Annotated in this window: 21 protein-coding genes, 2 pseudogenes and 1 riboswitch; of the genes and pseudogenes, 12 read left to right on the forward strand and 11 right to left on the reverse strand. The window is 74.9% G+C overall.

The annotated features are described in order from the left end of the window. Positions 1-109: 109 nt before the first annotated feature. The 3 genes and pseudogenes from AB0881_RS28500 to AB0881_RS28510 all read left to right on the forward strand — a co-directional run. Positions 110-316: pseudogene (locus AB0881_RS28500) on the forward strand (helix-turn-helix transcriptional regulator); the annotation flags it as partial. A 115-nt stretch (positions 317-431) separates the two neighbouring features. Then, the gene (locus tag AB0881_RS28505; protein ID WP_366621685.1) at positions 432-2,000 is read left to right on the forward strand and encodes an AMP-binding protein; all 1,569 of its coding nucleotides are present in this window, start codon (positions 432-434) and stop codon (positions 1,998-2,000) included. A gap of 65 nt (positions 2,001-2,065) precedes the next feature. After that, positions 2,066-3,019, forward strand: a complete 954-nt coding sequence (locus AB0881_RS28510; RefSeq protein ID WP_366621687.1) for an AMP-binding protein — start codon at positions 2,066-2,068, stop codon at positions 3,017-3,019. On the opposite strand, the gene AB0881_RS28515 is transcribed toward AB0881_RS28510, so the two are convergent. Together AB0881_RS28515 and AB0881_RS28520 are read right to left on the reverse strand one after the other, a co-directional pair. Further along, positions 2,997-3,146 (reverse strand): hypothetical protein, encoded by a 150-nt coding sequence (locus AB0881_RS28515; protein ID WP_366621689.1) that lies wholly within the window; start codon positions 3,144-3,146, stop codon positions 2,997-2,999. The two genes, AB0881_RS28510 and AB0881_RS28515, sit on opposite strands and share 23 nt — an antisense overlap. 47 nt (positions 3,147-3,193) lie before the next feature. Further along, complete coding sequence (locus AB0881_RS28520) at positions 3,194-4,633, reverse strand: aldehyde dehydrogenase (RefSeq protein ID WP_366621691.1); 1,440 nt, start codon at positions 4,631-4,633, stop codon at positions 3,194-3,196. Positions 4,634-4,767: 134 nt separating this feature from the next. On the opposite strand from AB0881_RS28520, the gene AB0881_RS28525 reads away from it, so the two are divergent. After that, the gene (locus tag AB0881_RS28525) at positions 4,768-5,379 is read left to right on the forward strand and encodes a disulfide bond formation protein DsbA (protein ID WP_366621693.1); all 612 of its coding nucleotides are present in this window, start codon (positions 4,768-4,770) and stop codon (positions 5,377-5,379) included. Positions 5,380-5,397: 18 nt separating this feature from the next. Here the strand turns inward: AB0881_RS28525 and AB0881_RS28530 are convergent, their stop codons facing one another. Next, positions 5,398-5,817 carry a deaminase gene (locus tag AB0881_RS28530; protein ID WP_366621801.1) on the reverse strand — a complete coding sequence of 140 codons (420 nt, stop codon included), beginning with the start codon at positions 5,815-5,817 and terminating at the stop codon, positions 5,398-5,400. A gap of 70 nt (positions 5,818-5,887) precedes the next feature. Beyond that, positions 5,888-6,574 carry a dihydrofolate reductase family protein gene (locus AB0881_RS28535; RefSeq protein ID WP_366621695.1) on the reverse strand — a complete coding sequence of 229 codons (687 nt, stop codon included), beginning with the start codon at positions 6,572-6,574 and terminating at the stop codon, positions 5,888-5,890. Between the two features lie 134 nt (positions 6,575-6,708). Between AB0881_RS28535 and AB0881_RS28540 the strand changes: the two genes are divergently transcribed. Continuing rightward, a complete protein-coding gene (locus AB0881_RS28540) occupies positions 6,709-7,839 on the forward strand; it encodes an exonuclease SbcCD subunit D (protein WP_366621697.1) in 1,131 nt (376 codons plus the stop codon). 28 nt (positions 7,840-7,867) lie between these two features. Beyond that, a pseudogene (locus AB0881_RS28545) lies at positions 7,868-8,398 on the forward strand (SMC family ATPase); the annotation flags it as partial. A gap of 560 nt (positions 8,399-8,958) precedes the next feature. Here AB0881_RS28545 and AB0881_RS28550 read toward each other — a convergent pair. The 3 genes from AB0881_RS28550 to AB0881_RS28560 are packed head-to-tail and all read right to left on the reverse strand — an operon-like array spanning position 8,959 to position 12,336. Further along, positions 8,959-9,786, reverse strand: a complete 828-nt coding sequence (locus AB0881_RS28550) for an ABC transporter permease (RefSeq protein WP_366621699.1) — start codon at positions 9,784-9,786, stop codon at positions 8,959-8,961. Continuing rightward, complete coding sequence (locus tag AB0881_RS28555; RefSeq protein ID WP_366621701.1) at positions 9,783-10,730, reverse strand: ABC transporter permease; 948 nt, start codon at positions 10,728-10,730, stop codon at positions 9,783-9,785. Before AB0881_RS28555 ends, AB0881_RS28550 begins: the two co-directional genes overlap by 4 nt. A gap of 1 nt (position 10,731) precedes the next feature. Beyond that, positions 10,732-12,336, reverse strand: a complete 1,605-nt coding sequence (locus AB0881_RS28560) for an ABC transporter substrate-binding protein (protein ID WP_366621703.1) — start codon at positions 12,334-12,336, stop codon at positions 10,732-10,734. A 51-nt stretch (positions 12,337-12,387) separates the two neighbouring features. Continuing rightward, a riboswitch (cobalamin riboswitch) is annotated at positions 12,388-12,517 on the reverse strand. A gap of 130 nt (positions 12,518-12,647) precedes the next feature. Here AB0881_RS28560 and AB0881_RS28565 point away from each other — a divergent pair. The 4 genes from AB0881_RS28565 (at position 12,648) to glgX (ending at position 16,509) form a co-directional block, all read left to right on the forward strand. After that, positions 12,648-13,208 (forward strand): DUF4262 domain-containing protein, encoded by a 561-nt coding sequence (locus AB0881_RS28565; RefSeq protein WP_366621705.1) that lies wholly within the window; start codon positions 12,648-12,650, stop codon positions 13,206-13,208. A 10-nt stretch (positions 13,209-13,218) separates the two neighbouring features. Continuing rightward, complete coding sequence (locus tag AB0881_RS28570; protein WP_366621707.1) at positions 13,219-13,740, forward strand: GNAT family N-acetyltransferase; 522 nt, start codon at positions 13,219-13,221, stop codon at positions 13,738-13,740. A gap of 136 nt (positions 13,741-13,876) precedes the next feature. Next, positions 13,877-14,362, forward strand: coding sequence for an ATP-binding protein (locus tag AB0881_RS28575; protein WP_366621709.1), 486 nt, complete (start codon positions 13,877-13,879; stop codon positions 14,360-14,362). Between the two features lie 44 nt (positions 14,363-14,406). Further along, positions 14,407-16,509 carry a glycogen debranching protein GlgX gene (gene glgX, locus AB0881_RS28580; protein ID WP_366621711.1) on the forward strand — a complete coding sequence of 701 codons (2,103 nt, stop codon included), beginning with the start codon at positions 14,407-14,409 and terminating at the stop codon, positions 16,507-16,509. Here glgX and AB0881_RS28585 read toward each other — a convergent pair. Then, positions 16,506-17,402, reverse strand: a complete 897-nt coding sequence (locus AB0881_RS28585; RefSeq protein ID WP_366621713.1) for a MerR family transcriptional regulator — start codon at positions 17,400-17,402, stop codon at positions 16,506-16,508. The genes glgX and AB0881_RS28585 overlap by 4 nt on opposite strands. Positions 17,403-17,485: 83 nt before the next feature. Next, on the reverse strand, positions 17,486-17,893 hold the full coding sequence (locus AB0881_RS28590; protein ID WP_366621715.1) for a hypothetical protein: 408 nt from the start codon (positions 17,891-17,893) through the stop codon (positions 17,486-17,488). 135 nt (positions 17,894-18,028) lie between these two features. Here AB0881_RS28590 and AB0881_RS28595 point away from each other — a divergent pair, with 135 nt between their 5' ends. Then, positions 18,029-18,775: a pyrimidine reductase family protein gene (locus tag AB0881_RS28595; protein WP_366621717.1), complete on the forward strand. Its 747-nt coding sequence runs from the start codon at positions 18,029-18,031 to the stop codon at positions 18,773-18,775. Here the strand turns inward: AB0881_RS28595 and AB0881_RS28600 are convergent. Next, positions 18,757-19,461 (reverse strand): dihydrofolate reductase family protein, encoded by a 705-nt coding sequence (locus tag AB0881_RS28600; protein ID WP_366621719.1) that lies wholly within the window; start codon positions 19,459-19,461, stop codon positions 18,757-18,759. The genes AB0881_RS28595 and AB0881_RS28600 overlap by 19 nt on opposite strands. Before the next feature lie 88 nt (positions 19,462-19,549). Between AB0881_RS28600 and AB0881_RS28605 the strand changes: the two genes are divergently transcribed. Next, positions 19,550-20,623: an ATP-dependent DNA ligase gene (locus AB0881_RS28605; RefSeq protein WP_366621721.1), complete on the forward strand. Its 1,074-nt coding sequence runs from the start codon at positions 19,550-19,552 to the stop codon at positions 20,621-20,623. Between the two features lie 57 nt (positions 20,624-20,680). Here the strand turns inward: AB0881_RS28605 and AB0881_RS28610 are convergent, their stop codons facing one another. Continuing rightward, positions 20,681-22,384, reverse strand: coding sequence for an alkaline phosphatase D family protein (locus AB0881_RS28610; RefSeq protein WP_366621723.1), 1,704 nt, complete (start codon positions 22,382-22,384; stop codon positions 20,681-20,683). Between the last annotated feature and the right edge of the window lie 308 nt (positions 22,385-22,692).

Below are 22,692 nucleotides of genomic sequence, written 5' to 3' on the forward strand. Positions count from 1 at the left end.
GCCAAGGTCAGTGATGGGACCGCCGGCGCCACCAGGGCAGGTCGGGGGCGGCGAACGGGTCGGGGCTGGTGCGGGCCAGGAAGATGTCGCGGCCGCGCCGGTGACCCCGCCGGCCACCCTCACCGCCCGCGAACGGGAGATCGCGGCGCTGGTCGCGCGCGGCCTCAGCAACCGCGGCATCGCCGACGAGCTGGTCATCAGCCCGGCGACCGTGGCCCGGCACGTCACCAACATCCTCACCAAGCTGGGCTTCGGGTCGCGCGCCCAGGTCGCGGCCTGGGCGGTCGACCACCTGGGCGACGGCCCCCGCGGCTGACCGGTGTGTACACAGGGCGCGGTCCGGGCGGCGGTGCCGGGCGCCGCCGGGATACGAGCCCGGATCCCCAGACCGGCGCATGCGCGGGCGCGCCGCCGCGATCTAGGTTCGGAGCATGATCCCGATCGGTGGCGACGCTGACCCGCTGGCCGCGTTCCCCGCGGTGACGCTGACGGAGGCCGTGCTCGGGACGCCGGCCGCCGATCCCGGCCGCGCCGCCGTGGTCGACGCGCCGACCGGCCGCGCCCTCACGCACGCCGGGCTCGCCCGGGAGGTCGCGGCCGCGGCGGCGGCGCTGGCCGCCGAGGGCGTACGGCGGGGGAGCGCGGTGGGGGTGCACCTGCCCGACGGCCCCGAGTTCGCCGTCGCGGTGCACGCCGTGACCGCCGCCGGGGCCGTGCCGCTGCCGCTGCGGGTGACGGCCCCGCCGGCCGAGCTGGCCCGCCTGCTGCGCGCGGGCGGCGCGGAGGCGCTCGTCACCTGGCCGGCCCTGAGGAGGAGCGCCCGGGACGCGGCCGAGACCGCCGGCATCGCGCGCCTGCTCACCACCGCCGATCTCGCGCCTCCCCACGCGCCCACCGGCGATTCCCCGGCCGGACCGGCGCCGGCCCGGGACGTTTCGCGTTCCGGCCCCCCGTCCGAGGGCGGTGCCGCCCGGCCTGAGGCGCCGGGCGTGGACGCGGTGGCGGTGCTGGGCTGCACGCGGGGGACGGCCGGGCCCGCGCGGGTCGTCCCGCTCACGCACGCCGAGATGGTCGCCGGGCTCGTCCGGGTCGCGGACTCGGGCATGGTCGGGCGGGACGACACCGTGCTGCCGGCGCTGCCGCTCAGCGGCTTGCTCGGGCTGAACGGCGCGCTCAACCCCGCGCTGCGGCTGGGCGCCACCGTCGTCGCCGGGCCCGGCGGCGGGCGCCACGACCTGCTGCGCGCCCTCCAGGACCGCGCGGTCACGGTCGCGCTGCTGCCGCCCCGGCTGGTCGAGACGCTCGCGTACGACCGCGTCGTGCCGCGCTACGAGCTCGGCGCGCTGCGCTCGGTCGTCGCGGCGGGCGGCCCGCTGCGCGCCGAGACCGCGCGCGCCTGCGCCGCCCGGCTCGGCTGCGCGGTGCGGCAGGCGTACGGGCTGACCGAGGCCGCCGGGCTCACCCACCTCAACGTGCGCGGCGCCGAGGAGGGGGCGCTCGACTCGGTCGGCCGCGGCCTGCCCGGCGTGGCCTGGCGCGTCGTGGACGCCGCCACCGGCAAGGAGCAGGCGGCGTACCAGCCCGGTGAGCTGTGCGTGCGGCTGCTCGCCACGGGGACCGCCCGGCCCGGCTCGGTGCGGTGGTCGGCCACCGGCGACGCCGCGTTCCGCGACGACCACGGCCGCGCGTACATCCTCGGCCGGCTCGGCGAGGGCCGCCCCGAGCCGCCCGCCGAGCCCGAGACGGTGCTCGCCGTCCACCCCGCGGTGCGGGACGCGGTCGTCGCGCCCGCCCCCGACCCCGAGCTGGGGCTGGTCCCGTACGCGTTCGTGGTGCTGTCCGAGTCCGCCGCGGCAGGCGACCTCCTGGACTACGTCAACGACCACGTGCCGCCGTACAAGGGCGTGGTCGCCGTGCGCGTCGTGGACGAGATCCCGCGCACGGAGGACGGCGAGGTGCGGCGGCGCGCCCTGCTGGCAAGAGCGGGGTTGCCCGGATGAGCTACATACCTGTCTACACACTTCTTCTGATGTGACGGGCCGTGCGCGCGGCGTACGGTCGTGCCATGTTCGACGGGGACACCGGCCGGTCGGCCGTTTCCGACGCCACGGTCACCGCGACCGTGCTGGACGCCGCGCGCAGGAACGCGCTGCGCTGCGGCGGCCGCCCCGCCATGGTGGGCCCCGGCCGGGAGCTCGGCTACTCGCGGTTCTCGGTGGTCGTCCCCGCGGCCGCCGCCGGGCTGGCCAGGCACGGTGTCCGGCCCGGCGACGTCGGCGCCGTCCACCTCGCCGACGCCTGCGACACGGCCCTGGCCGTGCACGCGGTGAGCGCGGTCGGCGCGGTACCCGCCCCGCTGCCGCCGCACTCGTCCGCCAGGGAGCTGGCGCAGATGCTGAACGAGTGCCGGGCGCGGTTCCTGATGACCGGGTCCGGCGAGGAGGCCGTCCTGGCGCTGGCCGCGGCGGAGCGCTCCTACGTGCGGCAGGTGTTCGCGTTCGGCGACCTGCCCGGCGCGACGCCGTTCGCCCGGCTCGTCGACAACCACGAGCTGCGCGCGCCGCTCGCCGACCCGGCCCCGCCGGTCGACCTCGCCCGCGACGTCGCGCTGCGGCTGTGCGACCCGCCCGCGCGGCCGACGCACGCCGAGCGGCTCGCCGAGCTGCACCGGCTCGCCGCCCGCGCCGGGATCGAGCAGGGCGACGTGCTCGCCTGCTGCTCCTGGGACTGCACGGCCTCCACCTGGCTCGGGCTCATGAACCTGTGCCTGATCCAGGGCGCGACGTTCGCCGGGGTCGCCGAGTCCGGCACCGAGGCGCTGCTGCGGGACGTCCGCGAGCACAGCGCCACGCTCGCGGTCGTCACCCCCGACAAGCTGCGGGCGCTCGCCCGCGAGGGCGATCCCGGACCCGGCCGCCCGCGCCTGCGGCTGCTGGTGACCGGCACCGCCGACCCCGAGGACGTGCGGGCCTGCCGCGCCCGCCTCGGCTGGACGGTCACGGATCTGGGACGGCCTTGAGCGCCAGGATGGCCATGCCGCCGTCCGGCGGCCGCCCGCCGCGCCGGCCGGCCGAGTGGAGGACGTGGCCGCGAAAGAGGCCCTTCGGCTCCTGGTTCAGGAGCCGGAGGGCCTCCTCGCGGCGCATGGGTCCCTGCCCGGCCGCCGCGGGGCGGGCGGGCCCGACGCCGTCCGCTAGCCGGCGGCGGGGCGGGGGATGGCCTTGTGCTCCAGGTACGGGGACAGGCCCTCGGGGCCGAGCTCGCGGCCCAGGCCGCTGTCCTTGTAGCCGCCGAACGGGGTGTTCGGGTCCATGACGTACATGTTGACGCCGCAGCTCCCGGTGCGGATGCGCCGCGCGACCTCGACGCCGTGGTCGACGTCGGCGGTCCACACCGAGCCGCCGAGGCCGTAGTCGCTGTCGTTGGCGATCCGGATCGCGTCCTCCTCGTCCTCGTACGGCAGCAGCGCCAGCACCGGGCCGAAGATCTCCTCGCGGGCGATCCGCATGTCGTTGGACACGCCGCCGAACACGGTGGGACGCACGTACCAGCCGCGGTCGTGCGGGCGGTCCAGGCCGCCGGTGATGAGCTTGGCGCCCTCGTCCTGGCCGATCCGGATGTAGTTCTCGACGCGCTCCTGCTGGCGGCGGGCGACGAGCGGGCCGATCTCGGTGGTGTAGTCGGCCGGGTCGCCGACCGACAGCCCGCCGACCATGGCGGCCAGCGCGTCGGCGACCTCGTCGTAGCGCGAGCGCGGCGCGAGGATGCGGGTCTGCGCGGCGCACGCCTCGCCGTTGTTCATCAGCGAGGCCAGCTTGAAGCCCTCGACGGTGGAGGCGAGGTCGGCGTCCTCCAGGATGATCGCGGCCGACTTGCCGCCCAGCTCCAGCGTGACCGGGCGCAGCCGCTGCCCGCAGGCCGCGCCGATCTGCCGGCCGGCGGCGGTGGAGCCGGTGAACGCGACCTTGTCGACGCCGGGGTGCTCGACCAGGTACATGCCGGCCTCGCGCCCGGCCGGGACGATGTTGACGACCCCGTCCGGGATCCCGGCCTCCTTGATCCACTCGGCGAGCAGGTAGGAGTCCAGCGGCGCCTCGGGGGACGGCTTGGCCACCACCGTGCAGCCCGCGATGAGCGCCGGGGCGAGCTTCATCATGAGCGTGAACTGCGGCACGTTCCACGGGTAGATCGCGGCGACCACGCCGACCGGCTCACGGGTGACGGTGACCGGGCCGAGCATGCCGGGCCGCTCCTCCTCCCAGGTGAAGGAGGCGGCCAGGTCCACGTAGTACTGCAGGGTCATCTGCGGGATGGCGGCCTGGCCGAAGATCGAGAACCCGATGGGCGAGCCCATCTCCTCGGTCGCCAGGTCGGCCATCTGCTGCTGCCGCTCGGCGTAGATCGCCGACAGCCGGCCGAGGATCTCGGCCCGCTCGGCGGGCGTCATCCGCGGCCAGGGGCCGCGGTCGAACGCCTCGCGGGCGGCGGCGACGGCGGCGTCCATGTCGGCCGGGGTGCCGTCCGGAACCCGCCCGATGATCTCCTCGGTGTGCGGCGAGATCACATCGATCGTGCCGGTGCCCGAGGGGGTGGTCCACTGGCCGCCGATGAACAGCCGATCGTGCTCGCGCATGCTGCCGTACCTTCCCCAGCGCAGGAAAAACTTTGACCGAGTGCTTGCTTGGCCACAGCATCGCATGCCGCCCCCCGGCGTTGGCAAGAGCTGATGAGACTACAGTCTCATTTTGGTCGTGGGAGCATGGCCGGATGACGATCGCGGACTTCTGGTTCGACCCCGCCTGCCCGTACACCTGGATCACCTCCCGCTGGCTGCTGTCGGCGGCCGAGGTGCGGCCGATCGAGGTGCGGTGGCACGTGCTGAGCCTGTCGGTCCTGAACGAGGACCGCGAGGACGACCCGGAGAACGACCCCGAGGGCTACCTGTGGCTTCCCGTGCGGGTCTGCGCGGCCGTCGCCGTCGAGCACGGGCAGGAGGCGCTCGGCCGCTTCTACACCGCGCTCGGCGAGCGGCTCCACGAGGGCGACGGCGAGTGGGACCCGGACGCGTTCGCCACCGCGCTCGCCGAGGCCGGCCTGCCGACCGACCTCACCCAGGCCGCGCTGACCGAGGAGTACGACCCCGCCGTGCGCGCCTCCCACTGGGAGGGCATCGCCAAGATCGGCACCCATGTCGGCACGCCGATCATCGTGGCGACCGGCGCGGACGGGGCGGAGTCGGCGTTCTTCGGCCCGGTGATCTCGCGCATCCCGCGCGGCGAGGAGGCCGGCCGGCTCTGGGACGGGACGCTGCTGGTCGCCGGCGTCGAGGGCTTCCACGAGCTCAAGGGCTCCCCGCACGCGCCGCCGGACTTCGGCTGAGACCGCGGCCGCGGCCGTTCAGCGGCCGAGCAGGTGGGCGTTGGGCTCGCGGGCGAGACCGGCCAGCGCGGGCATCTCGACGACCTCGACGCCGTGCGCGCGGAGCCGTTCGGCGCCCGTTCCCGGAACGAACAGCGCGGGCTCCCGCCAGGCGAACACCACCCGGGCCAGGCCCGCCGCGATGATGCGGTCCGTGCAGGTCAGCGGGCGCGACTTGCGCTCGCCGCACGGCTCCAGCGAGCTGTAGACCGTTCCACCGGCGAGCGCGGGACCGGCCGCCCTGGCCAGCGCCGCCTCTTCAGCGTGGTCGTGCGGATCGGACTCGCGCGAGAAGCCCCGCGCGATCTCGTGGCCGTCCGCGCCGACGATGACCGCGCCCACCGAGAACGCGGTCTCCGACGGCGGGCAGCGCCGGGCCAGCTCGCAGGCGAGCCGCAGCCACCGCTCGTCGTCCGCCGTGCCGCCCGCCGTGCCGCCCGCCGTGCCGGCCGCCGTGCCGTCGACGCCGTCAGCCACGGGCGCCGCCGATCAGGTAGCGCAGCAGCACCAGGTCGCCGATCCGCGTCGACTCGGCGAGCCGCATCGGCCGTCCGGGCGACTGCGGGAACACCCCCGGCCCGGCGAAGCGCGGCGCGGACGGGTCGCCGATGAAGAACGGCGCCACGACCAGCTGCAGCTCGTCGGCCAGCCCGGCGGTGAGGAAGCGGGTGTGCACCCCGCCGCCGCCCTCCACCATCAGCCGCCGCACCCCACGCGCCGCCAGGTCGGCCAGCAGCGCCGGCAGGCTCACCGGGTCGCCGGCGTCCAGCACCTCCGCGCGGCCCGCGAGCCGTTCCGCGAGCGCCGGCACGGCGGCGGGCGGCGCGTACACCAGCTTGGCTGAGTCGCCGGTGGTGAAGAACCGCGACTCCGGGTCGAGGTCGCCGCTGGCGGTCAGCGTCACCTTCGTCAGGTCGGCGGGCAGCCCGCGCGCGGCGCGCCGCTCCCGCCGCGCCGCGGACCGGATCAGCAGCTTGGGGTCGTCGGCCCGGATCGTCCCGGCACCGACCATGATCGCGTCGCAGGACGCGCGCACGGCGTCCACCCGGTCGAAGTCGGCCGGGGTGGACAGCCGCAGCCGCTCCGGGCCCGCGTCGTCGATGTACCCGTCGACCGACATCGCGCAGCTCAGCAGCACGTAGGGACGCTCGCTCACGCCGGCAAGCCTAGGGGAACCAGGGGTACGGGCCCGCGGCCGGAGGGGAATGCCCGGGATATCGGAGATCATCCGGGTGTCCCCGGCGTTTCTGCGCCGCGAGTGTCGGAGGGGACGCCTAAGGTGGCTGCGACATGCGACTCCTCCACACCTCCGACTGGCATCTGGGCCGGTCCTTTCACCGCGAGGGGCTGCTCGGCGCCCAGGCGGACTTCATCGACCACGTGGTCGAGACCGTACGGTCGGAGCGGGTCGACTGCGTGCTCATCTCCGGCGACGTCTACGACCGCGCGCTGCCCGGCGTCGACGCCGTACGGCTGTGCAACCAGGCGCTCGAGCGGCTCGCCGAGCTGACCCGGGTGGTGCTCATCGCGGGCAACCACGACTCGGTCCAGCGGCTCGGCTTCGGCTCCTCGCTCATGGACGCCGGCGGCGTGCACATCCGCACCGACCCGTCCCGGGTGGGCGAGCCGGTGATGGTCGGCGACACCGCCGTCTACGGCGTCCCGTACCTGGAGCCCGAGCTGGTCCGCAACGACTGGGAGCTGGACGAGCGCAGCCACGCCGCCGCGCTGGCCGAGGCCATGGGCCGCGTGCGGGCCGACATGGCGGCGCGGCGCGCCGCGCGGTCGGTGGTGATGGCGCACGCGTTCGTCACCGGGGGAGAGGCGAGCGACAGCGAGCGCGACATCTCCGTGGGCGGCGCGTCCAGCGTCCCGGCCTCGGTGTTCGAGGGCGCCGACTACGTCGCGCTGGGCCACCTGCACGGGCGGCAGGCGATGACCGGCCGGGTGCGCTACTCCGGTTCCCCGCTGGCGTACTCGTTCTCCGAGGAGCACCACCTGAAGGGCTCCTGGCTGGTCGACCTGCGCGACGGGGAGCCGCACGCGGAGTTCGTCGAGGCGCCCGTGCCGCGGCGCGTCGCCCGCCTGCGCGGCCGCATCGACGACCTGCTGGCCGACCCGCGCCACGAGGCGTACGAGGACCGCTGGCTCCAGGTGACGCTGACCGACCGGCGCCGCCCCTCCGGCGCCATGGAGCGGCTCCGCCGCCGCTTCCCGCACACGCTCGTGCTCGGCTTCGAGCCCGAGGGCGCGACCGAGGACGGCGGCCGCACCTGGTCCGAGCGGGTCAGGGAGCGCTCCGAGCTCGACATCGCGGGCGACTTCGTGGCCGAGATGGGCGACGCCCCCGCGACCCCCGCCGAGCGCGACCTGCTGCACGAGGCGTTCGAGGGCTGCCGGCACAAGGCGGCGCTGGCATGAGCGCGGCCGGTATGAAGGACGTGCCGGCATGAGGCTGCACCGGCTGGAGGTCACGGCGTTCGGGCCGTTCTCGGGGACGGAGGAGATCGACTTCGACGCGCTGTCGGACGCCGGGCTCTTCCTGATCCAGGGCCAGACGGGGGCCGGCAAGACCAGCGTGCTCGACGCCGTCTGCTACGCCCTGTACGGCCAGGTGCCCGGGGCGCGCAACGCGGTGAAGGGCCTGCGCAGCGACCACGCCGCCGACGGCGCGGCGCCGCGCGTGGTGCTGGAGACGACGATCCGGGGCCGCCGGCTGCGCATCACCCGCTCACCCGGGTGGGAGCGGCCCAAGCTGCGCGGCACCGGCACCACCTCCGAGAAGCCCAAGGCGCTGCTGGAGGAGCTGGAGCACGGCGCGTGGATCGGGCTGTCCAACCGGATCGACGAGGCGAGCGACCTGATCGGGCAGCTGCTCGGCATGACCGCCGACCAGTTCTGCCAGGTGGCGATGCTGCCGCAGGGCGAGTTCGCGGGCTTCCTGCGCGCCCGCGCCGAGGAGCGCCGCAAGGTCCTCGAACGGCTCTTCACCGCCGAGATCTACACCCATGTCGAGAAGTGGCTGGCCGAGCGGCGCGCGGCGACCGGCCGGGACGCGGGCGAGCTGCGCGCCGGCGCCGAGGCCGTCGCCGAGCGCGTCGCGGAGGCGACCGGCGCCCGGCCGCCGCGCGGCGCCGCCGCGGGGCCGGTGCCGCGGCCGCGGCAGGGCGAGCCGGTGGACGAGCCGTTCGACGAGATCGAGGTGCTGCCCGCGTGGGCGGCCGAGCTGGCCGTCCAGCACGACGCGATCCGCGCCTCGGCCGAGGAGCTGACCGGCGCGGCCGCCGCCGCCGAGCAGGCCGCCCGCGCCGCGCTGGACGAGGCGCGCGCCCTGGCCGACCGGCGCCGCCAGCAGCACCTCGCCCTCCAGCCGGACGCCCCGGCGCGAGGCCGCGAGCGCGGCCAGGCCCAGCGTGGTCTTGCCGCTGCCGGAGGGGCCGGCGACGGCGACGATCGAGCCCGCCGGGACGGTGAGGTCGATCCCGCCGAGCAGGCGCGCGTCCCCCGCGTACGCGGACAGCCCGCGGATCTGGAGCAGCGTCACGGGACGCGCCTCCTCCGGGCCAGGGCGTGGTCGACGAGCAGGTTGCCGCCCACGCACATCGACATCAGCAGCCCGGCCGGCACCAGGACGGCGTACGGCTGGGTGAAGAGCGCGTCGGCGTTGCGCTCGATCAGGACCGCCCAGTCGGGCGACGTGGACGGCAGGCCCAGGCCGAGGAAGTTGGCCGACGCGAGCAGGTACAGCACCAGCGGGAAGCGGGTGCCCGCGTCGGTGGCGACGGGGGCGGCCAGCTCGCGGGCCAGGTGGCGCAGGTGGATGTAGGCCCAGCCGTACCCCTGCATGCGCAGCGCCTCCACGGACGTCCGGGACGCGGGCGCCAGCGCCGCGCCGCGCACGAGCCGGGCGACGGCGGGGACCTGGAGCAGGCCGGCCGCCGCGACCAGCCAGTACCAGCGGCGGTGCCCGGTGGCGGCCAGTGTGATCAGCACGAGCAGGCCGGGGAAGGCCAGCAGCAGGTCGAGGGCGCGCATCACGGCCTCGTCCACGAGCCGCCGCGGCCCGGCCGCCAGCAGCCCGAGCGGGACCCCGGCCGCGTACGCGATCAGCAGTGCGCCCGCCGCGGTGCCCAGCACGGAGGGCCCGCCGTGCAGGACGAGCGCGAGCACGTCGCGTCCCAGCACGTCGGTGCCCAGCGGGTGCCCGGGGCCGGGCGGAGCGGACGGGAGCGCGGCCGGCCCGGACGGCGGCGGCTCGGCGGACCCGCCCGCGAGCGGCCCGGCGGCGGCCAGCAGCACCGGCACCCCGAGCAGGACCGCCGCGGCCCACTGCCGCTTGTGCGGCGACGTGCCGCCCCGGTGGCTCACACCGCCTCCCAGCGGCGCGGGGCGAGCCGGTACGAGACCAGGTCGCCCGCCAGGTGCACGGCCACGGTCGTCCCGGCGAACAGCAGCGCGTACGCCTGGATCTGCGGGGTGTCGCGGTTCTGCACGGCCTCGACGAAGCCCGTGCCGAGTCCCTGAATCCCGAACAGCGACTCCACCAGCAGGGCGCCGCCGAGCAGGCCCTCCACGCAGCGCGCGAACTGTTGCGCGGCGGGGCCGAGCGAGTTCGGGACGACGTGGCGCACGACGACCGTCCGCTCGCGCAGGCCCAGCAGCCGCAGGTGCTCGGCCACGGGCCCGCCGCGCCCGGCCGCGACCCCGGCGCGGATCTGCCGGGAAAGGTCGCAGGTCCGGCCCGCGGCCAGCACCGTCACCGGCAGCACCAGCACGGCCGGGTCGGCGAGCAGCCGCGTCCCGTCCAGGCCGACCGCGGTCGCCGGGAGCAGCCCCGCGGCCAGCGACAGCCAGGCGATCAGCAGCAGCCCGAGGACGAACTCCGGTACGGCGTGCAGCAGCACGGCGGCCCCGTTCAGGGCCCGGTCGAGCCGGGTGCCCTCGCGCAGGCCGGTGACGACGCCCAGCAGCGGGGCGAGGACGGCCACGGCGGCGAGCGCGGGCAGTCCCAGCGCCAGCGAGGCGGCGGTCCGGCGGGCGATCTCCTCGCCGACCGGGGCGCCCGTCATCAGCGACCGTCCCGCGTCCCCTGAGGCCAGGGCGCCGAGCCAGTGGCCGAAGCGCGCCCAGGCGGGCTCGTCCAGGCCGAGGCGGGCGCGGAGCGCGGCGATCTGCTCGGGCGTGCCGTGCTCGCCGCGCAGGACGTCGGCGGTGTCGCCGGGCAGCAGCGCGCCGAGCGCGAAGACCGCGGCCAGGACGGCGGCGCACTGCGCCACGGCCAGCGCGCCCCGCCGGGCGGCGTACCCGCGCACCTCAGGCGAGCGTGACGCGGTCGAACCGGGCCCATGCGTGGGAGTTCGGCGGTGCCGCGCGCAGCCCGCGCACCGACGCCGCGATCCCGTCGTTGGCGTCGGAGAACGCCCACACGAGCAGGCCGGACTCGTCGCGCAGGATCCGCTGCGCCTCCGTGAGGAGGTCCTGCCGCTCCTTCTCGTCGCGGGCGGTGCGGGCCCGGTCGAGCAGCCGGTCGAAGCGGCCGGAGCGGAAGCCCGTCATGTTCCGCGCCGCGCCGGAGCGGAAGCGCTGCTCCAGGAAGTCGGGGACGGGCAGCGTCGACGTGGTGCTGAACGACGCGACACCGCGCTTCTTGCTCTCGCTGAAGTACGTGGTGGCGGCGAGCGTGCGGGGTTCGAGGCGCAGCCCGATCTCGGCGAGCTGGCGCGTCATGAGCGCGGCCGCCGGCTCCCACGCGGCGTCGAGCGTGCTGGTGTCGAGCGGGACCGCCAGGCCCTCCGCGCCCGCGTCGCGGACGAGCCGCCTCGCGCGCTCCACGTCGCGCCCGCGCTGCGGGAGGCCCGCCGCGTAACCGCGCAGGCCCTTGCCGAACAGGTCGTTGCCCGCCTCGCCGTGCCCGGCCAGCGCGACCCGCACCAGCGCCTCGCGGTCGATGCCCAGCGCCATCGCCTGGACCAGCCGGGAATCGGAGAACGGCTCCCGGTCGGTGCGCAGGATGACCTGCTGGGCGGTGGCGCGGCGCGCGGTCAGCAGGCGCACGGACCGCTGCCCCTTGAGGCGTTCCACGAACGCCCCGGCCAGGTCGGCGGCGTAGTGGACCTGGCCGGACAGCAGCGCGTTGACCCGGGCCGACTCCTCGTTCGCCGGGACGATCTCCAGCTCGGCGATCGCCGGCGGCCCCTCCCAGTGGCCCTCCCAGCGCCGGTACCGCGCGGTCCCGCCCGGCGTGAACGACACGTACCGGAACGGGCCGGAGCCGACCGGGTTCCGGAAGGCGGTCGTGCCGTCCGGGACGATCTCCGTTCCGGGACCGCCGAACGCCGTCGGGAACCCGAAGTCCGGCTTCTCCAGCGCCAGCGTCAGCGTGCGCTCCCCGGTGGCGCGGCTCGCGCCGAAGTCGATCGCCGACAGCAGCTGCTGGGACGGCGACCCGACCTCCGGGTCGGCGGCCCTGCGGTAGCTGTAGAGGACGTCCTTGGCGGTGACGGGCCGCCCGTCGTGGAAGCGCGCCGCGCGGAGCCTGACGTGCCAGCGGGTCCCGGCCGCGTCGCTCTCCCACGACTCGGCCAGGCGCGGCCGGACGGACATGTCGTCGCCGTAGGTGGCCAGCGTGTCGAACAGCGCCTTGGCGCGGGCCTGGTCGACGAAGTTGGGCGCCACGTGCGGGTCGAGCGTCTCCTGGGAGCCGCCGGCCGGGAACGCGGCCCGGAAGCGGTCCGCGCCGCCGCCGTTCCCGCCGCCGCAGCCGGCGAGCAGCGCGGCGGTCGCGGCCGCCCCGCCCGCCGCCAGGAACTCGCGCCTGCCGATCCCCCGATCCCGCTCTTCGGGCGACCGCCCTGGGGGTCTAGAGGTCCGCCCCCAGAGGGTGTGCTGCCCCGCCGCCTTCCGGGCATGGCCGTTCATCGGATCCTTCCTCGGGGTGTCCTCGCCCCTGCCGGTGGACCGGCGACGGGTCAGTCTCCTGGCTCCCGGATCATCGCTCGCCCCGGCCTTCCCGCACGCGCGCGCGGACGGTGGCCGTGCCTGGGGATCGCTCCTCGGTCACAGTGGCGGGACCGCGCCGGATTCGCACCGGCTTCCTGGTCCCCGTCGCCTTTGTCCGATCATTCTGGCCCATCCGGACGCCCGACAACGACCTGCACAATGCAAACGCACGTGCACGCGGACGCCCGATCACTCTCGTCAAGCGATCAACTGGCCGTAAGCTGGCGGCCATGTCCGAGGGCCGCCCCGCTTGCGAGTGCATCATCTGCCGCGACTACGGAGATCGCGGCCGGCTGGGCAACTTCCAGCTGCGCACCATCGTCCACATCAGCCAGTACGGCTGGAGCATGGTGCTGGTGCCGCCGGTCGGCGACGGCCCCGGCTGGGCGTACACCGTCGGCCTCTGGCACAGCCTGCGCTCCCCCGAGCTGGCGATGTTCGGCGGCGACGTGTACGAGATGGAGGAGATCCTCAACGCGCTCGGGCGGCAGGCCGGGCGCGAGGGCCCGCCCGCCGACGGCGAGCGCCGCGACGACGTCGTGCGCGGCCGGCCCGCCGCGTTCCGGGGCGTCGACCCCGGCTGGCACGAGCGCGCCTTCCACGGGGCGATGGCGTTCTACCGCGGCCGGCCGCTGCCGTTCCTCCAGGTCGTGTGGCCCGACGAGAACGGGCTCTACCCGTGGCAGCCCGGCACCGAGCTGCCGTTCCGGCGCTCCCAGCCGTGGCTGTGGCTGAGCCCCCGGCAGCATCCCGAGGGCGTCTGGACGCACCGCCTCACCGCCCCGGCGTAGAGTCGGGCGGATGCCCGTACCGATCACCGAGGCCATCCGGACCCGGCGCCTCACGCTGGAGCCGCTCGGCGCCCACCACGCCGACGAGATGGCCGAGGTCCTCGGCGACCCCCGGCTGCACCGCTACACCGGCGGCGAGCCCCTCTCCCTGGACGAGCTGCGCGCCCGGTACGCGCGGCTGGCCGCCGGGCCCGCGCCGTTCCACCAGGAGCAGTGGCTCAACTGGATCGTCCGGCGGCGCCGCGACGGGCAGCCGGTCGGGACCGTCCAGGCCACCGTCACCCCGGGCGAGGCGGGGCCGCGGGCCGCGGTCGCCTGGGTGGTCGGGATGCCGTACCAGGGCTTCGGCTTCGCCACCGAGGCCGCCCGGGCGCTGGTGTCCTGGCTCGCCGGGCACGGCGTCCGCGAGATCACCGCCAACGTCCATCCGGCCAACCGCGCCTCCGCGGCCGTCGCCCGCCGCGCCGGGCTGTCCCCCACCGCGCGGTACGCGGGCGACGAGGTGGTCTGGAGCGACCGGCGGGGCGGGTGAGCTCGGGCGATCCCCGCGTTTCACCGAAGTTCTCAGAGTTTTCTCCTCCGGGAGACGGCGCCGCGCCCCGATCCGCCCGTACCTCCCTGTGGACCGGTCCCCGACCAGGACCCCGTTCGCGGGAAGGAGCAGGCGCATGGCGTCGCGCGCGGAAGGCGTCCCGAAAGAGCGTCCCCTCACCGTCCTCGGCGCCGTGGTCCTGCCCGGCACCGAGCAGGCCGTCGCGCTCGTCCGCCGGTACGCGCGGGCGCTCCTCGGCCCCGGCTTCCCCGATCTGTACGAGCTCACCGTCGTGGCGAGCGAACTCTTCACCAACGCCGTGCGACACTCCCGGTCGGGGCCCCGGCCCGGCGACCGCCGGGGCGGGCATGTGACGGTGTCCTTCCTGGCGGGTGCGGGTGTCGTCCGGCTGGAGATCGCCGACCAGGGGGGAGGCGGTGCGCCGCGGCTGCGCGCGCCCGACGACAATGGGGAGGGCGGGCGCGGCCTGCACGTGGTCGAGGCGCTGAGCCTGGGCTGGGGATCGGAACGCCGGGACCGGCACACGGTCGTGTGGGCCGACTTCGCCCGCCCTGGTGACGAGCCGATCTCCGCGTGCGAGACCCGCCGCCCCGATGGGTAAGGGAAAATCGGAGGCTCGCGCGCGACGAGCCGAGGGGTGGAGAGATGCGGGAGGTCTGGCCCGGCGAGGCCTACCCCCTGGGCGCCACGTGGGACGGCACCGGGACCAACTTCGCCCTGTTCTCCGAGGTGGCGCACCGGGTGGAGCTGTGCCTGTTCGACGCCGAGGGGCACGAGGAGCGCATCGTCCTGCCCGAGGTCGACGGGTTCGTCTGGCACGGCTACCTGCCCGGCGTCGGGCCCGGCCAGCGGTACGGGTACCGCGTGCACGGCCCGTACGACCCGCGGAACGGCCACCGCTGCAACCCGAACAAGCTGCTGCTCGACCCGTACACCAAGGCCGTCGAGGGCGAGATCCGCTGGCACGAGTCGCTGTTCTCGTACCGGTTCGCCGACCCCGGGACGCTCAACAACGACGACAGCGCGCCCTACATGCCGAAGAACGTGGTGATCAACCCGTTCTTCGACTGGGGCGACGACCGGCCGCCGCGCGTGCCGTACCACGAGAGCCTGATCTACGAGGCGCACGTCAAGGGCCTGACGAAGCTGCATCCGGCGATCCCCGAGGAGCAGCGCGGCACGTACGCCGCGCTCGCCCATCCGGTGATGATCGACCATCTGACCGAGCTGGGCGTGACGGCGGTCGAGCTGATGCCGGTGCACCAGCACGTGCCCGAGCACGCGCTGGTCGCGCGCGGCCTGACGAACTACTGGGGCTACAACACCCTCGGCTTCCTGGCGCCGCACAACGCCTACAGCTCCTCGGGGCAGCGCGGCGAGCAGGTGCTGGAGTTCAAGGCGATGGTGCGGGCGCTGCACGCGGCCGGCATCGAGGTGATCCTCGACGTGGTCTACAACCACACCGCCGAGGGCGACCACCTGGGCCCGACGCTGTCGTTCCGCGGCATCGACAACGCCTCGTACTACCGGCTGCGCGACGACGACAAGCGCTACCACCTCGACTACACCGGCTGCGGCAACTCGCTGAACGTGCGCAGCCCGCACGCGCTCCAGCTGATCATGGACTCGCTGCGGTACTGGGTCCTGGAGATGCACGTGGACGGGTTCCGGTTCGACCTGGCCTCGGCGCTGGCCCGTGAGCTGCACGACGTCGACCGGCTGGCCGCCTTCTTCGACCTCGTCCAGCAGGACCCGGTGGTGTCGCAGGTGAAACTGATCGCCGAGCCGTGGGACGTGGGCGAGGGCGGCTACCAGGTAGGCAACTTCCCGCCGCTGTGGACGGAGTGGAACGGCAAGTACCGCGACACCGTCCGCGACTACTGGCGGGGGCGGCCGGCGACGCTGCCGGAGTTCGCGTCCCGGCTGACCGGCTCCAGCGACCTTTACGAGAACAGCGCCCGCCGCCCGTTCGCGTCGATCAACTTCGTGACCTGCCACGACGGCTTCACGCTCGCCGACCTCGTCGCGTACAACGGCAAGCACAACGAGGCCAACGGCGAGGGAAACCGGGACGGCACCGACGACAACCGGTCCTGGAACTGCGGCACCGAGGGCCCGACCGGCGACACCGACGTCCGCACGCTGCGGGCGCGCCAGCGCCGCAACTTCCTGGCCACGCTGTTCCTGTCGCAGGGCGTGCCGATGCTGTCGCACGGCGACGAGTTCGGCCGCACGCAGCACGGCAACAACAACGCCTACTGCCAGGACAACGAGATCGCCTGGGTCGACTGGGACGACGCCGGCGGCTGCGGCCTGGAGTTCGTCCGCGTCCTGTCGCGGCTGCGGCGCGACCATCCCGTCTTCCGGCGCCGCCGCTTCTTCACCGGCGGCGCCCCGGGCGCCGCGCCCGCCGACATCGCCTGGCTGACGCCGGGCGGCGAGCCGATGACCGACCACGACTGGAACGCCGGGTTCGCGAAGTCGCTGGGCGTCTTCCTCAACGGCGACGCGATCACCGAGCCCGACCAGCGCGGCCGGCGGATCCGGGACGACTCGTTCCTGCTGCTGATCAACGCCCACTCCGAGCCGGTGGGGTTCGAGCTGCCCGGGCCGGAGTACGGCGAGCGGTGGGAGTACGCCCTGGACACCGCCGACCCCCGCGCGGTCGGCGAGCGGCCCCGCGTCAAGGCGCGCGACCTGGTCACCGTGGTCAGCCGCTCCCTGACGGTGCTCCGCCGGATCGTCTAGGCCGTGTGGCAGGCGGCGGGAGACTCTTGGGCGGACAGCTCTGCGGCCAGTTCTATGCAGCGCAGGCGGGCCGGGGAGAAGTCGTAGGGCATCTTGCCGATGGCTTCGAGCACGCTCATGGAGCCGGCCTCGTCCTCGCCGTCATCGGCGGTGGCGGGGTGCAGAGCGTCCCAGGCGTCGAAGAGGGCATCGTCGTCCTTCCCCAGGCCGGACTCCTCGATGGCGGCCTCCAGGACGCTTTCGAAGGCGTGCCGCTCGGCGGCGACCTGGGCCACCCGCGGATCATCGACGGCGACGCCGTCATCGAGCGCCTCCTCGGCCTCGTCGACGCGGTCGGAGTCCTCCCGCAGAGCGGGATGCGTGGCCAGGGCGGCGAAGCGGGTGGCCTGGACGGCCGCGCCGAGCGGGCCGAAGATCCGCTCGGTGACCAGCAGGGTGTCCAGGTCCGCCTGGCGCAGGGAGCCCTCGGGCAGGCTCTTGAGACGGTCGGTGACGACGTCGGAGAGCGGGCCCATCCGGCTGCCTTCGGTGCGCATCCGCTGCACGGCGGTCCGCTGCCGCCGCAATTCCGCCTCCTGCTCGGCGAGGGTCTCCTCCAGCCGCTCCAGGATGCCCGCGATACCGTCCCCGCCGTCCGCACCGGCGGAGGCCGTGCCGGTGGTGAAGGCGTCACGGATGTCGTCCAGGGCGATCCCGGCGTCGGCCGTCCTGCGGATCCACAGCAGTCGGATCATGTCCTCGTACCCGTAGCGGCGGCGGTCGTCGCCGCCCCGCTCGGGCTCGGGGAGCAGGCCGATCTCGTGGTAGTGGCGAATCGCCCGCGGCGTGGTGCCGGCGAAGGCCGCCGCGTCACCGATCTTGACCTGGCGAGGCGGCATGAAGGACGAACGCATGAACAGGGACCTTCCTCAAGGGATCGGGATGTGATCACCGAACCACATGCCGCTACGGAAGGTGCAACCCCATGCGCGGGCGGCTAGGCGCCGGCCCTGACGGCGGTCAGCAGCACCAGCACGAACGTGGCGGCCCCGACCGCGCCGTGCAGGATGACGGCCCTGGCCGGGAACTCCTGCCCGGCGTCCCGGGCGTGCCGCCCGCCCCGCCCGACGAGCCAGCGCGTGAACAGCACGAACCCCTGGAGCATGACGACCAGCAGCGCCGTGAAGGCGCCCCACGCGTACGCGGCCTGCCCGGTCGCCAGGAACGCCGCCCAGAGCAGCAGGCCGGCGACCGCCGCCAGCGGATGGCCGACCAGGACGAGGAGCGGGTAGCGCGTCACCTTGGTCGCCTGCCGGCGCAGGCCGCCGCCGGTGATCCAGGTCGCCATCAGGTACGCGCCCACGGCCGCCGCTACCAGCCAGGCGCCCAGCGCGGCGAACTCCACCCCCGGCTCCTTTCGGCGCGGTCCTTGCCTCCCGGGCGTAGTGTCTCCCGCGCGGCCGCCGGGCGTGACGGAAACGGCCGAATCGCATACCGCCCGTTATCGAGCGCGCCGATCGGGTGCAGTAGCTTGGCGGGCATGCTCATGCGGCGACTCACTCCCGAGAACGGCAAGGCCGACCTGGCGGAGGCGTACGCGTACCCGCCCTGCCTCGACCGCCCCTGGGTGCGGGCGAACATGGTGGCCAGCGCGGACGGGGCCGCGACGTGGGAGGGCCGCAGCGGCGGGCTGGGCGGCGACGCCGACCGCCACCTGTTCCTGTACCTGCGCGGCCTCGCCGACGTGATCCTGGTGGGCGCCGGGACGGTCCGCGCCGAGGGGTACGGGCCCGCGCGGCCCCACCCGTCCTGGGAGGGGCTCCGGACCGGCCGCCCGGAGACGCCCGCGATCGCGATCGTGTCCCGGTCCCTCGACCTCGACTTCACCGCGCCCATCTTCACCGAGGCGGCCCCGGACGCGCGGACGATCGTGCTGACCGTCCGGGACGCCGACCCGGACCGGCTCCGCGCCGCCCGCGAGCACGCCGAGGTGATCCAGCTGGGCCGCGCGGGCTGCGACTTCGCCTCGGCCTTCGAGCGGCTCGCCGGGATGGGGCACCGGCGCGTGCTCTGCGAGGGCGGCCCGCACCTGCTCGCCCAGGTGGCCGCCGCGGGCATGCTGGACGAGCTGTGCCTGACCGTGAGCCCCGTGCTCGCCTCCGGGAACGCGCCCCGCGTCCTCGACGGGACGGTGCTGCCGCCCGCCGCCCGGCTGCGGCTGGCGCACGTGATCGAGGACTCCGACGACGCGGGCTTCCTGTTCCTGCGCTACGTGCGCAGCCGGTAACGCAGGAACAGCACGCCCTCGTCGACGTACACGGCCGCCGGCCGGAGCCGCACCTCCGCCGGCAGCTCCCCCAGGAGCCGCGTGTGCCGGGGGCCTCCGCCGTACAGCGTGGGCGCCACGTTCAGGCACAGCTCGTCGGCGAGGCCCTCCCGGATCAGCGAGGTCGTCAGCGCCGGCCCGCCCTCGCACAGCAGCCGCGGGAACTCCTCCTGGAGGAGCCGCACCGCCGCCGGGAGGTCGATCTCCTCGTCACCGTCCTCGCCCGGCGCGACGGCCCGCACCGGCGGGGCGTGCCCGGCCAGGGCCGCCGGTGAGGTGACCACGATCGTGGGCGTCTCGGCCGCCGTGAACAGCGGCAGCGACCAGTCCAGGTCGAGCGTGCGGCTCACGACCACGATCGGCGCGGGCGGGCCGCCCCGCCGCTCCCGCAGGTCGGCGCGCAGCCGCGCGGGCCCCAGCCGCCCGGTGCGGACCGTCCCGGCGCCCACCAGGATCGCGTCGGCCAGCGCCCGCAGCGTGCGGAAGACCCGGAAGTCGGCCTCGCCGCCCAGCCGGTCGGTCCAGCCCTCGTCGTCGGTGACGGAGCCGTCGGCGCTCATCACCATGCCGATCCGCAGGCCGGGCGCGTCCCCGTACGCCTCGTACGGATCGGCCTCGGCGGCGGGCTCGGGCAGCAATCGGCGCATCCCCGCAGGTTAGCGCGGGGGCGGCGACACGGGCCGGGCGCGGGGGGCGGTCTCCCGCATTGTCGGTGGCGGGGTCCAGGATGGGGGGATGGACCTGCCGATCAGCCTGCCGCTGTCGCCGATGCTGGCCAAAGCGGTCAAGACCATGCCCAAGGGCGACGTGCTGTACGAGCCGAAATGGGACGGCTTCCGCTGCATCGTCTTCCGCGACGGCGACGAGGTTGAGCTCTCCAGCCGCGGCGAGCGGCCGCTGACGCGCTACTTCCCCGAGCTGGTCGAGGCGGTGAAGCGCGAGCTGCCCGAGCGCTGCGTGGTGGACGGCGAGATCGTCCTGCGCAGCGGCTCGCGGCTCGACTTCGACCGCCTCCAGCAGCGCATCCATCCCGCCGCGTCCCGGGTCAAGCTGCTGGCGGAGCAGACGCCCGCCTCGTTCATCGCCTTCGACCTGCTGGCGCTGGGCGACGAGTCGCTGATGGAGGTGCCGCTGGGCGAGCGGCGCCGGCGCCTGGTCGAGACCCTCGGCGAGGTGAGCGCGCCGATCCACGTCACCCCGGCGTCCGACTCCTACGACACGGCCCTGCGCTGGTTCGAGGAGTTCGAGGGCGCCGGCCTCGACGGCGTCATCGCCAAGCCGCTGGACATCGGGTACGAGCCCGACCGGCGCGTGCTGTTCAAGGTCAAGCACGAGCGCACCGCCGACTGCGTCGTCGCGGGGTTCCGCTGGCACAAGTCCGGCCCGATCGTGGGCTCGCTGCTGCTCGGCCTCTACAACGCGGACGGCATGCTGCAGCACGTCGGCGTCGCCGCGTCGTTCACGATGAAGCGCCGCGCCGAGCTGGTCGAGGAGCTCCAGCCGTACCGGATGGAGGACTACGGCGGGCATCCCTGGGAGGGCTGGGCCCGGCAGACCGAGGCCACCGCCGACCGCATGCCGGGCGCGGTCTCCCGCTGGACCGGCAAGAAGGACCTGACCTGGGTCGCGCTGCGGCCCGAGCTGGTCGCCGAGGTCGCCTACGAGGGCATGGAGGGCGACCGCATCCGCCACACGGCGCGCTTCCGCCGGTGGCGCCCCGACCGTACTCCGGAGTCCTGCAACTACGAGCAGCTCGAGGTGCCCGTGGCGTACGACCTGGACAACATCTTCGCGGGCCCCGGCGCCTGAAGCGCGCCGCCCCGCGCCCCGGACGGTGCCGGGGGCGCGGGGCGGCGGGCGCGGCCGCTACGGGCGCCGCGTCTCGTTCTCGATGGTCTCGCGGATCCGGTCGCGGTCGGCCCGGGTGTCGGACTTGGTGCTGACGTGCGGGCGCAGGTAGGTCTGCCGGACGCCCGGCACACGGTCCTCGACGACGAAGGTGGCCTTGGTGGACGCCTCGGCGCCGGGAGTGCGGACGGTGGGGAGCGTCTTGAAGTCCGAGCGCATCTCGTCGCGGTCCAGCCGGCTGATCACGTAGCCGCGCTGGTTGTTGTAGAAGCGCAAATGCGGGTTGATCTTCAGGAACGGGTGGCTCGCCGGGTCGGAGTCCGCGCCGTCGCCGCCGCTGGTGATGGACGTGCAGACGAGCTCGGCGCCGATGGTCTTCGAGTCCGGGTCGTCGTAGTTCGCCTTGAGGTCGCTGGCCCAGTGGGCGTGGACGTCGCCGGTGAGCACGACGGGGTTGCGGACCTTCGCGTCCAGCCAGCCTTTGGTGATGCGGTCACGGGAGGCGACGTAGCCGTCCCAGCCGTCCATGCTGGTGACCTTGGCGGGGCCGGAGTTGTTGTCGCGCTGGGCGAAGAACACCTGCTGGCCGAGGACGTCCCAGCGGGCCGCCGAGCGGCGGAAGCCGTCCAGCAGCCACTTCTCCTGGGCGTCGCCGGTGATGGAGCGCTTCGGGTCGCTCGCGGCGGCGCAGTCCTTGTAGCCGTCGCCGCACGCCTGGTCGTCGCGGTACTGGCGGGTGTCGAGCATGTGGAAGTTCGCCAGCCGGCCCCAGCGGACGCGGCGGTAGATCTGCATCTCCGGGCCGCGCGGGACCGAGCTGCGGCGCAGCGGCATGTTCTCGTAGTACGCCTGGAACGCGGCGGCGCGGCGGGCGCGGAAGTCGGCCGGGTCGGGCGTGTCGGAGCCCGCCTCGGGCACCGCGCCGGCCCAGTTGTTCTCGGTCTCGTGGTCGTCCCAGACGACCAGCCAGGGGGCGGCGTGGTGGGCAGCCTGGAGGTCGGGGTCGGACTTGTACTGGGCGTGCCGCTGGCGGTAGCCGGCGAGCGTGACGGTCTCGGGGCCCTCGTGGTCGCGGACGTTGCCGCCGGGGATGGTGTAGACGCCCTTCCGGTACTCGTACTGGTAGTCGCCCAGGTGCAGGACCAGGTCGGGCTGCTCCTCGGCCAGCCGGCGGTACGCGGTGAACAGGCCGTGCTCGTACTGCGAGCAGGACACGAACGCCATGGACAGCGCGGGCCCGAAGGACGACGGCCGGGGCGCGGTGAGGGCGCGGCCGACGGGCGAGACGAAGTTCCCGGCGCGGAAGCGGTACCAGTACTCGCGGCCGGGGCGCAGGCCCCTGAGCTCGACGTGCACGCTGTGGGCCGACTCGGGGCGGGCGGTGGCGGTACCGCGCCGCTCGATCCGGCGGAAGCGCTCGTCGGCGGCGACCTCCCACCGCACCGGGAACGCGGCGTCCGGCATGCCGCCGAGGCCGTCCTCGGCCAGCGGCCGGAGCGCGAGCCGCGTCCAGAGGACGAAGCCGTCGTGGTCGGGGTCGCCGGAGGCGACGCCGAGGGTGAACGGGTCGCCGGCGAGGTTGCCGGGGGCGCGGCGGGCCGCGGCGTGCGCGGGCGCGGCCACCGCGCCGGCGGCGACGCCCATGGTGGCGAGACCCGTGGTGGCGAGACCGGTGGTGACGAGGAACGATCTCCGGGCGAGCGGCTGCTGAGCGTCGGCCATGGCGTGAGGTGACCCTTCGAACGGTCGGTGATGATCGCCGGAAAGCCTCACGGAGGCCGGTGACCGCGGCGTTCCGTGCAGATGACACGCGTTCCAACAGAACCGATCTTTTCCGTCCGGCGCGCGGGGCGGCCGGAGGACGCGCGAAGGGCCCGCCCAAGAAACCGGAAAAACGGGGACCGTAACCCGGAAACGGGGAGGCGGAAACAGAAAAACCCCGGCGGCGGGCACCGGGGCGGCATGAAGGATGGTAGGCTTCCGCCTGCAAACAGGCCGACACCACCTCTACCTTACGAACAGGAGACTAC

The organism is Spirillospora sp. NPDC029432 (assembly GCF_040703975.1).
In the GTDB taxonomy this organism is placed as follows: Bacteria; Actinomycetota; Actinomycetes; order Streptosporangiales; family Streptosporangiaceae; genus Spirillospora.

Coding starts and splice junctions, on each gene's coding strand:
- AB0881_RS28505 (WP_366621685.1), top strand. CDS start 432: ATGATCCCGATCGGTGGCGACGCTGACCCGCTGGCCGCGTTCCCCGCG.
- AB0881_RS28510 (WP_366621687.1), top strand. CDS start 2,066: ATGTTCGACGGGGACACCGGCCGGTCGGCCGTTTCCGACGCCACGGTC.
- AB0881_RS28515 (WP_366621689.1), bottom strand. CDS start 3,146: ATGCGCCGCGAGGAGGCCCTCCGGCTCCTGAACCAGGAGCCGAAGGGC.
- AB0881_RS28520 (WP_366621691.1), bottom strand. CDS start 4,633: ATGCGCGAGCACGATCGGCTGTTCATCGGCGGCCAGTGGACCACCCCC.
- AB0881_RS28525 (WP_366621693.1), top strand. CDS start 4,768: ATGACGATCGCGGACTTCTGGTTCGACCCCGCCTGCCCGTACACCTGG.
- AB0881_RS28540 (WP_366621697.1), top strand. CDS start 6,709: ATGCGACTCCTCCACACCTCCGACTGGCATCTGGGCCGGTCCTTTCAC.
- AB0881_RS28560 (WP_366621703.1), bottom strand. CDS start 12,336: ATGAACGGCCATGCCCGGAAGGCGGCGGGGCAGCACACCCTCTGGGGG.
- AB0881_RS28565 (WP_366621705.1), top strand. CDS start 12,648: ATGTCCGAGGGCCGCCCCGCTTGCGAGTGCATCATCTGCCGCGACTAC.
- AB0881_RS28570 (WP_366621707.1), top strand. CDS start 13,219: ATGCCCGTACCGATCACCGAGGCCATCCGGACCCGGCGCCTCACGCTG.
- AB0881_RS28575 (WP_366621709.1), top strand. CDS start 13,877: ATGGCGTCGCGCGCGGAAGGCGTCCCGAAAGAGCGTCCCCTCACCGTC.
- glgX (WP_366621711.1), top strand. CDS start 14,407: ATGCGGGAGGTCTGGCCCGGCGAGGCCTACCCCCTGGGCGCCACGTGG.
- AB0881_RS28585 (WP_366621713.1), bottom strand. CDS start 17,402: ATGCGTTCGTCCTTCATGCCGCCTCGCCAGGTCAAGATCGGTGACGCG.
- AB0881_RS28595 (WP_366621717.1), top strand. CDS start 18,029: ATGCTCATGCGGCGACTCACTCCCGAGAACGGCAAGGCCGACCTGGCG.
- AB0881_RS28600 (WP_366621719.1), bottom strand. CDS start 19,461: ATGCGCCGATTGCTGCCCGAGCCCGCCGCCGAGGCCGATCCGTACGAG.
- AB0881_RS28605 (WP_366621721.1), top strand. CDS start 19,550: ATGGACCTGCCGATCAGCCTGCCGCTGTCGCCGATGCTGGCCAAAGCG.
- AB0881_RS28610 (WP_366621723.1), bottom strand. CDS start 22,384: ATGGCCGACGCTCAGCAGCCGCTCGCCCGGAGATCGTTCCTCGTCACC.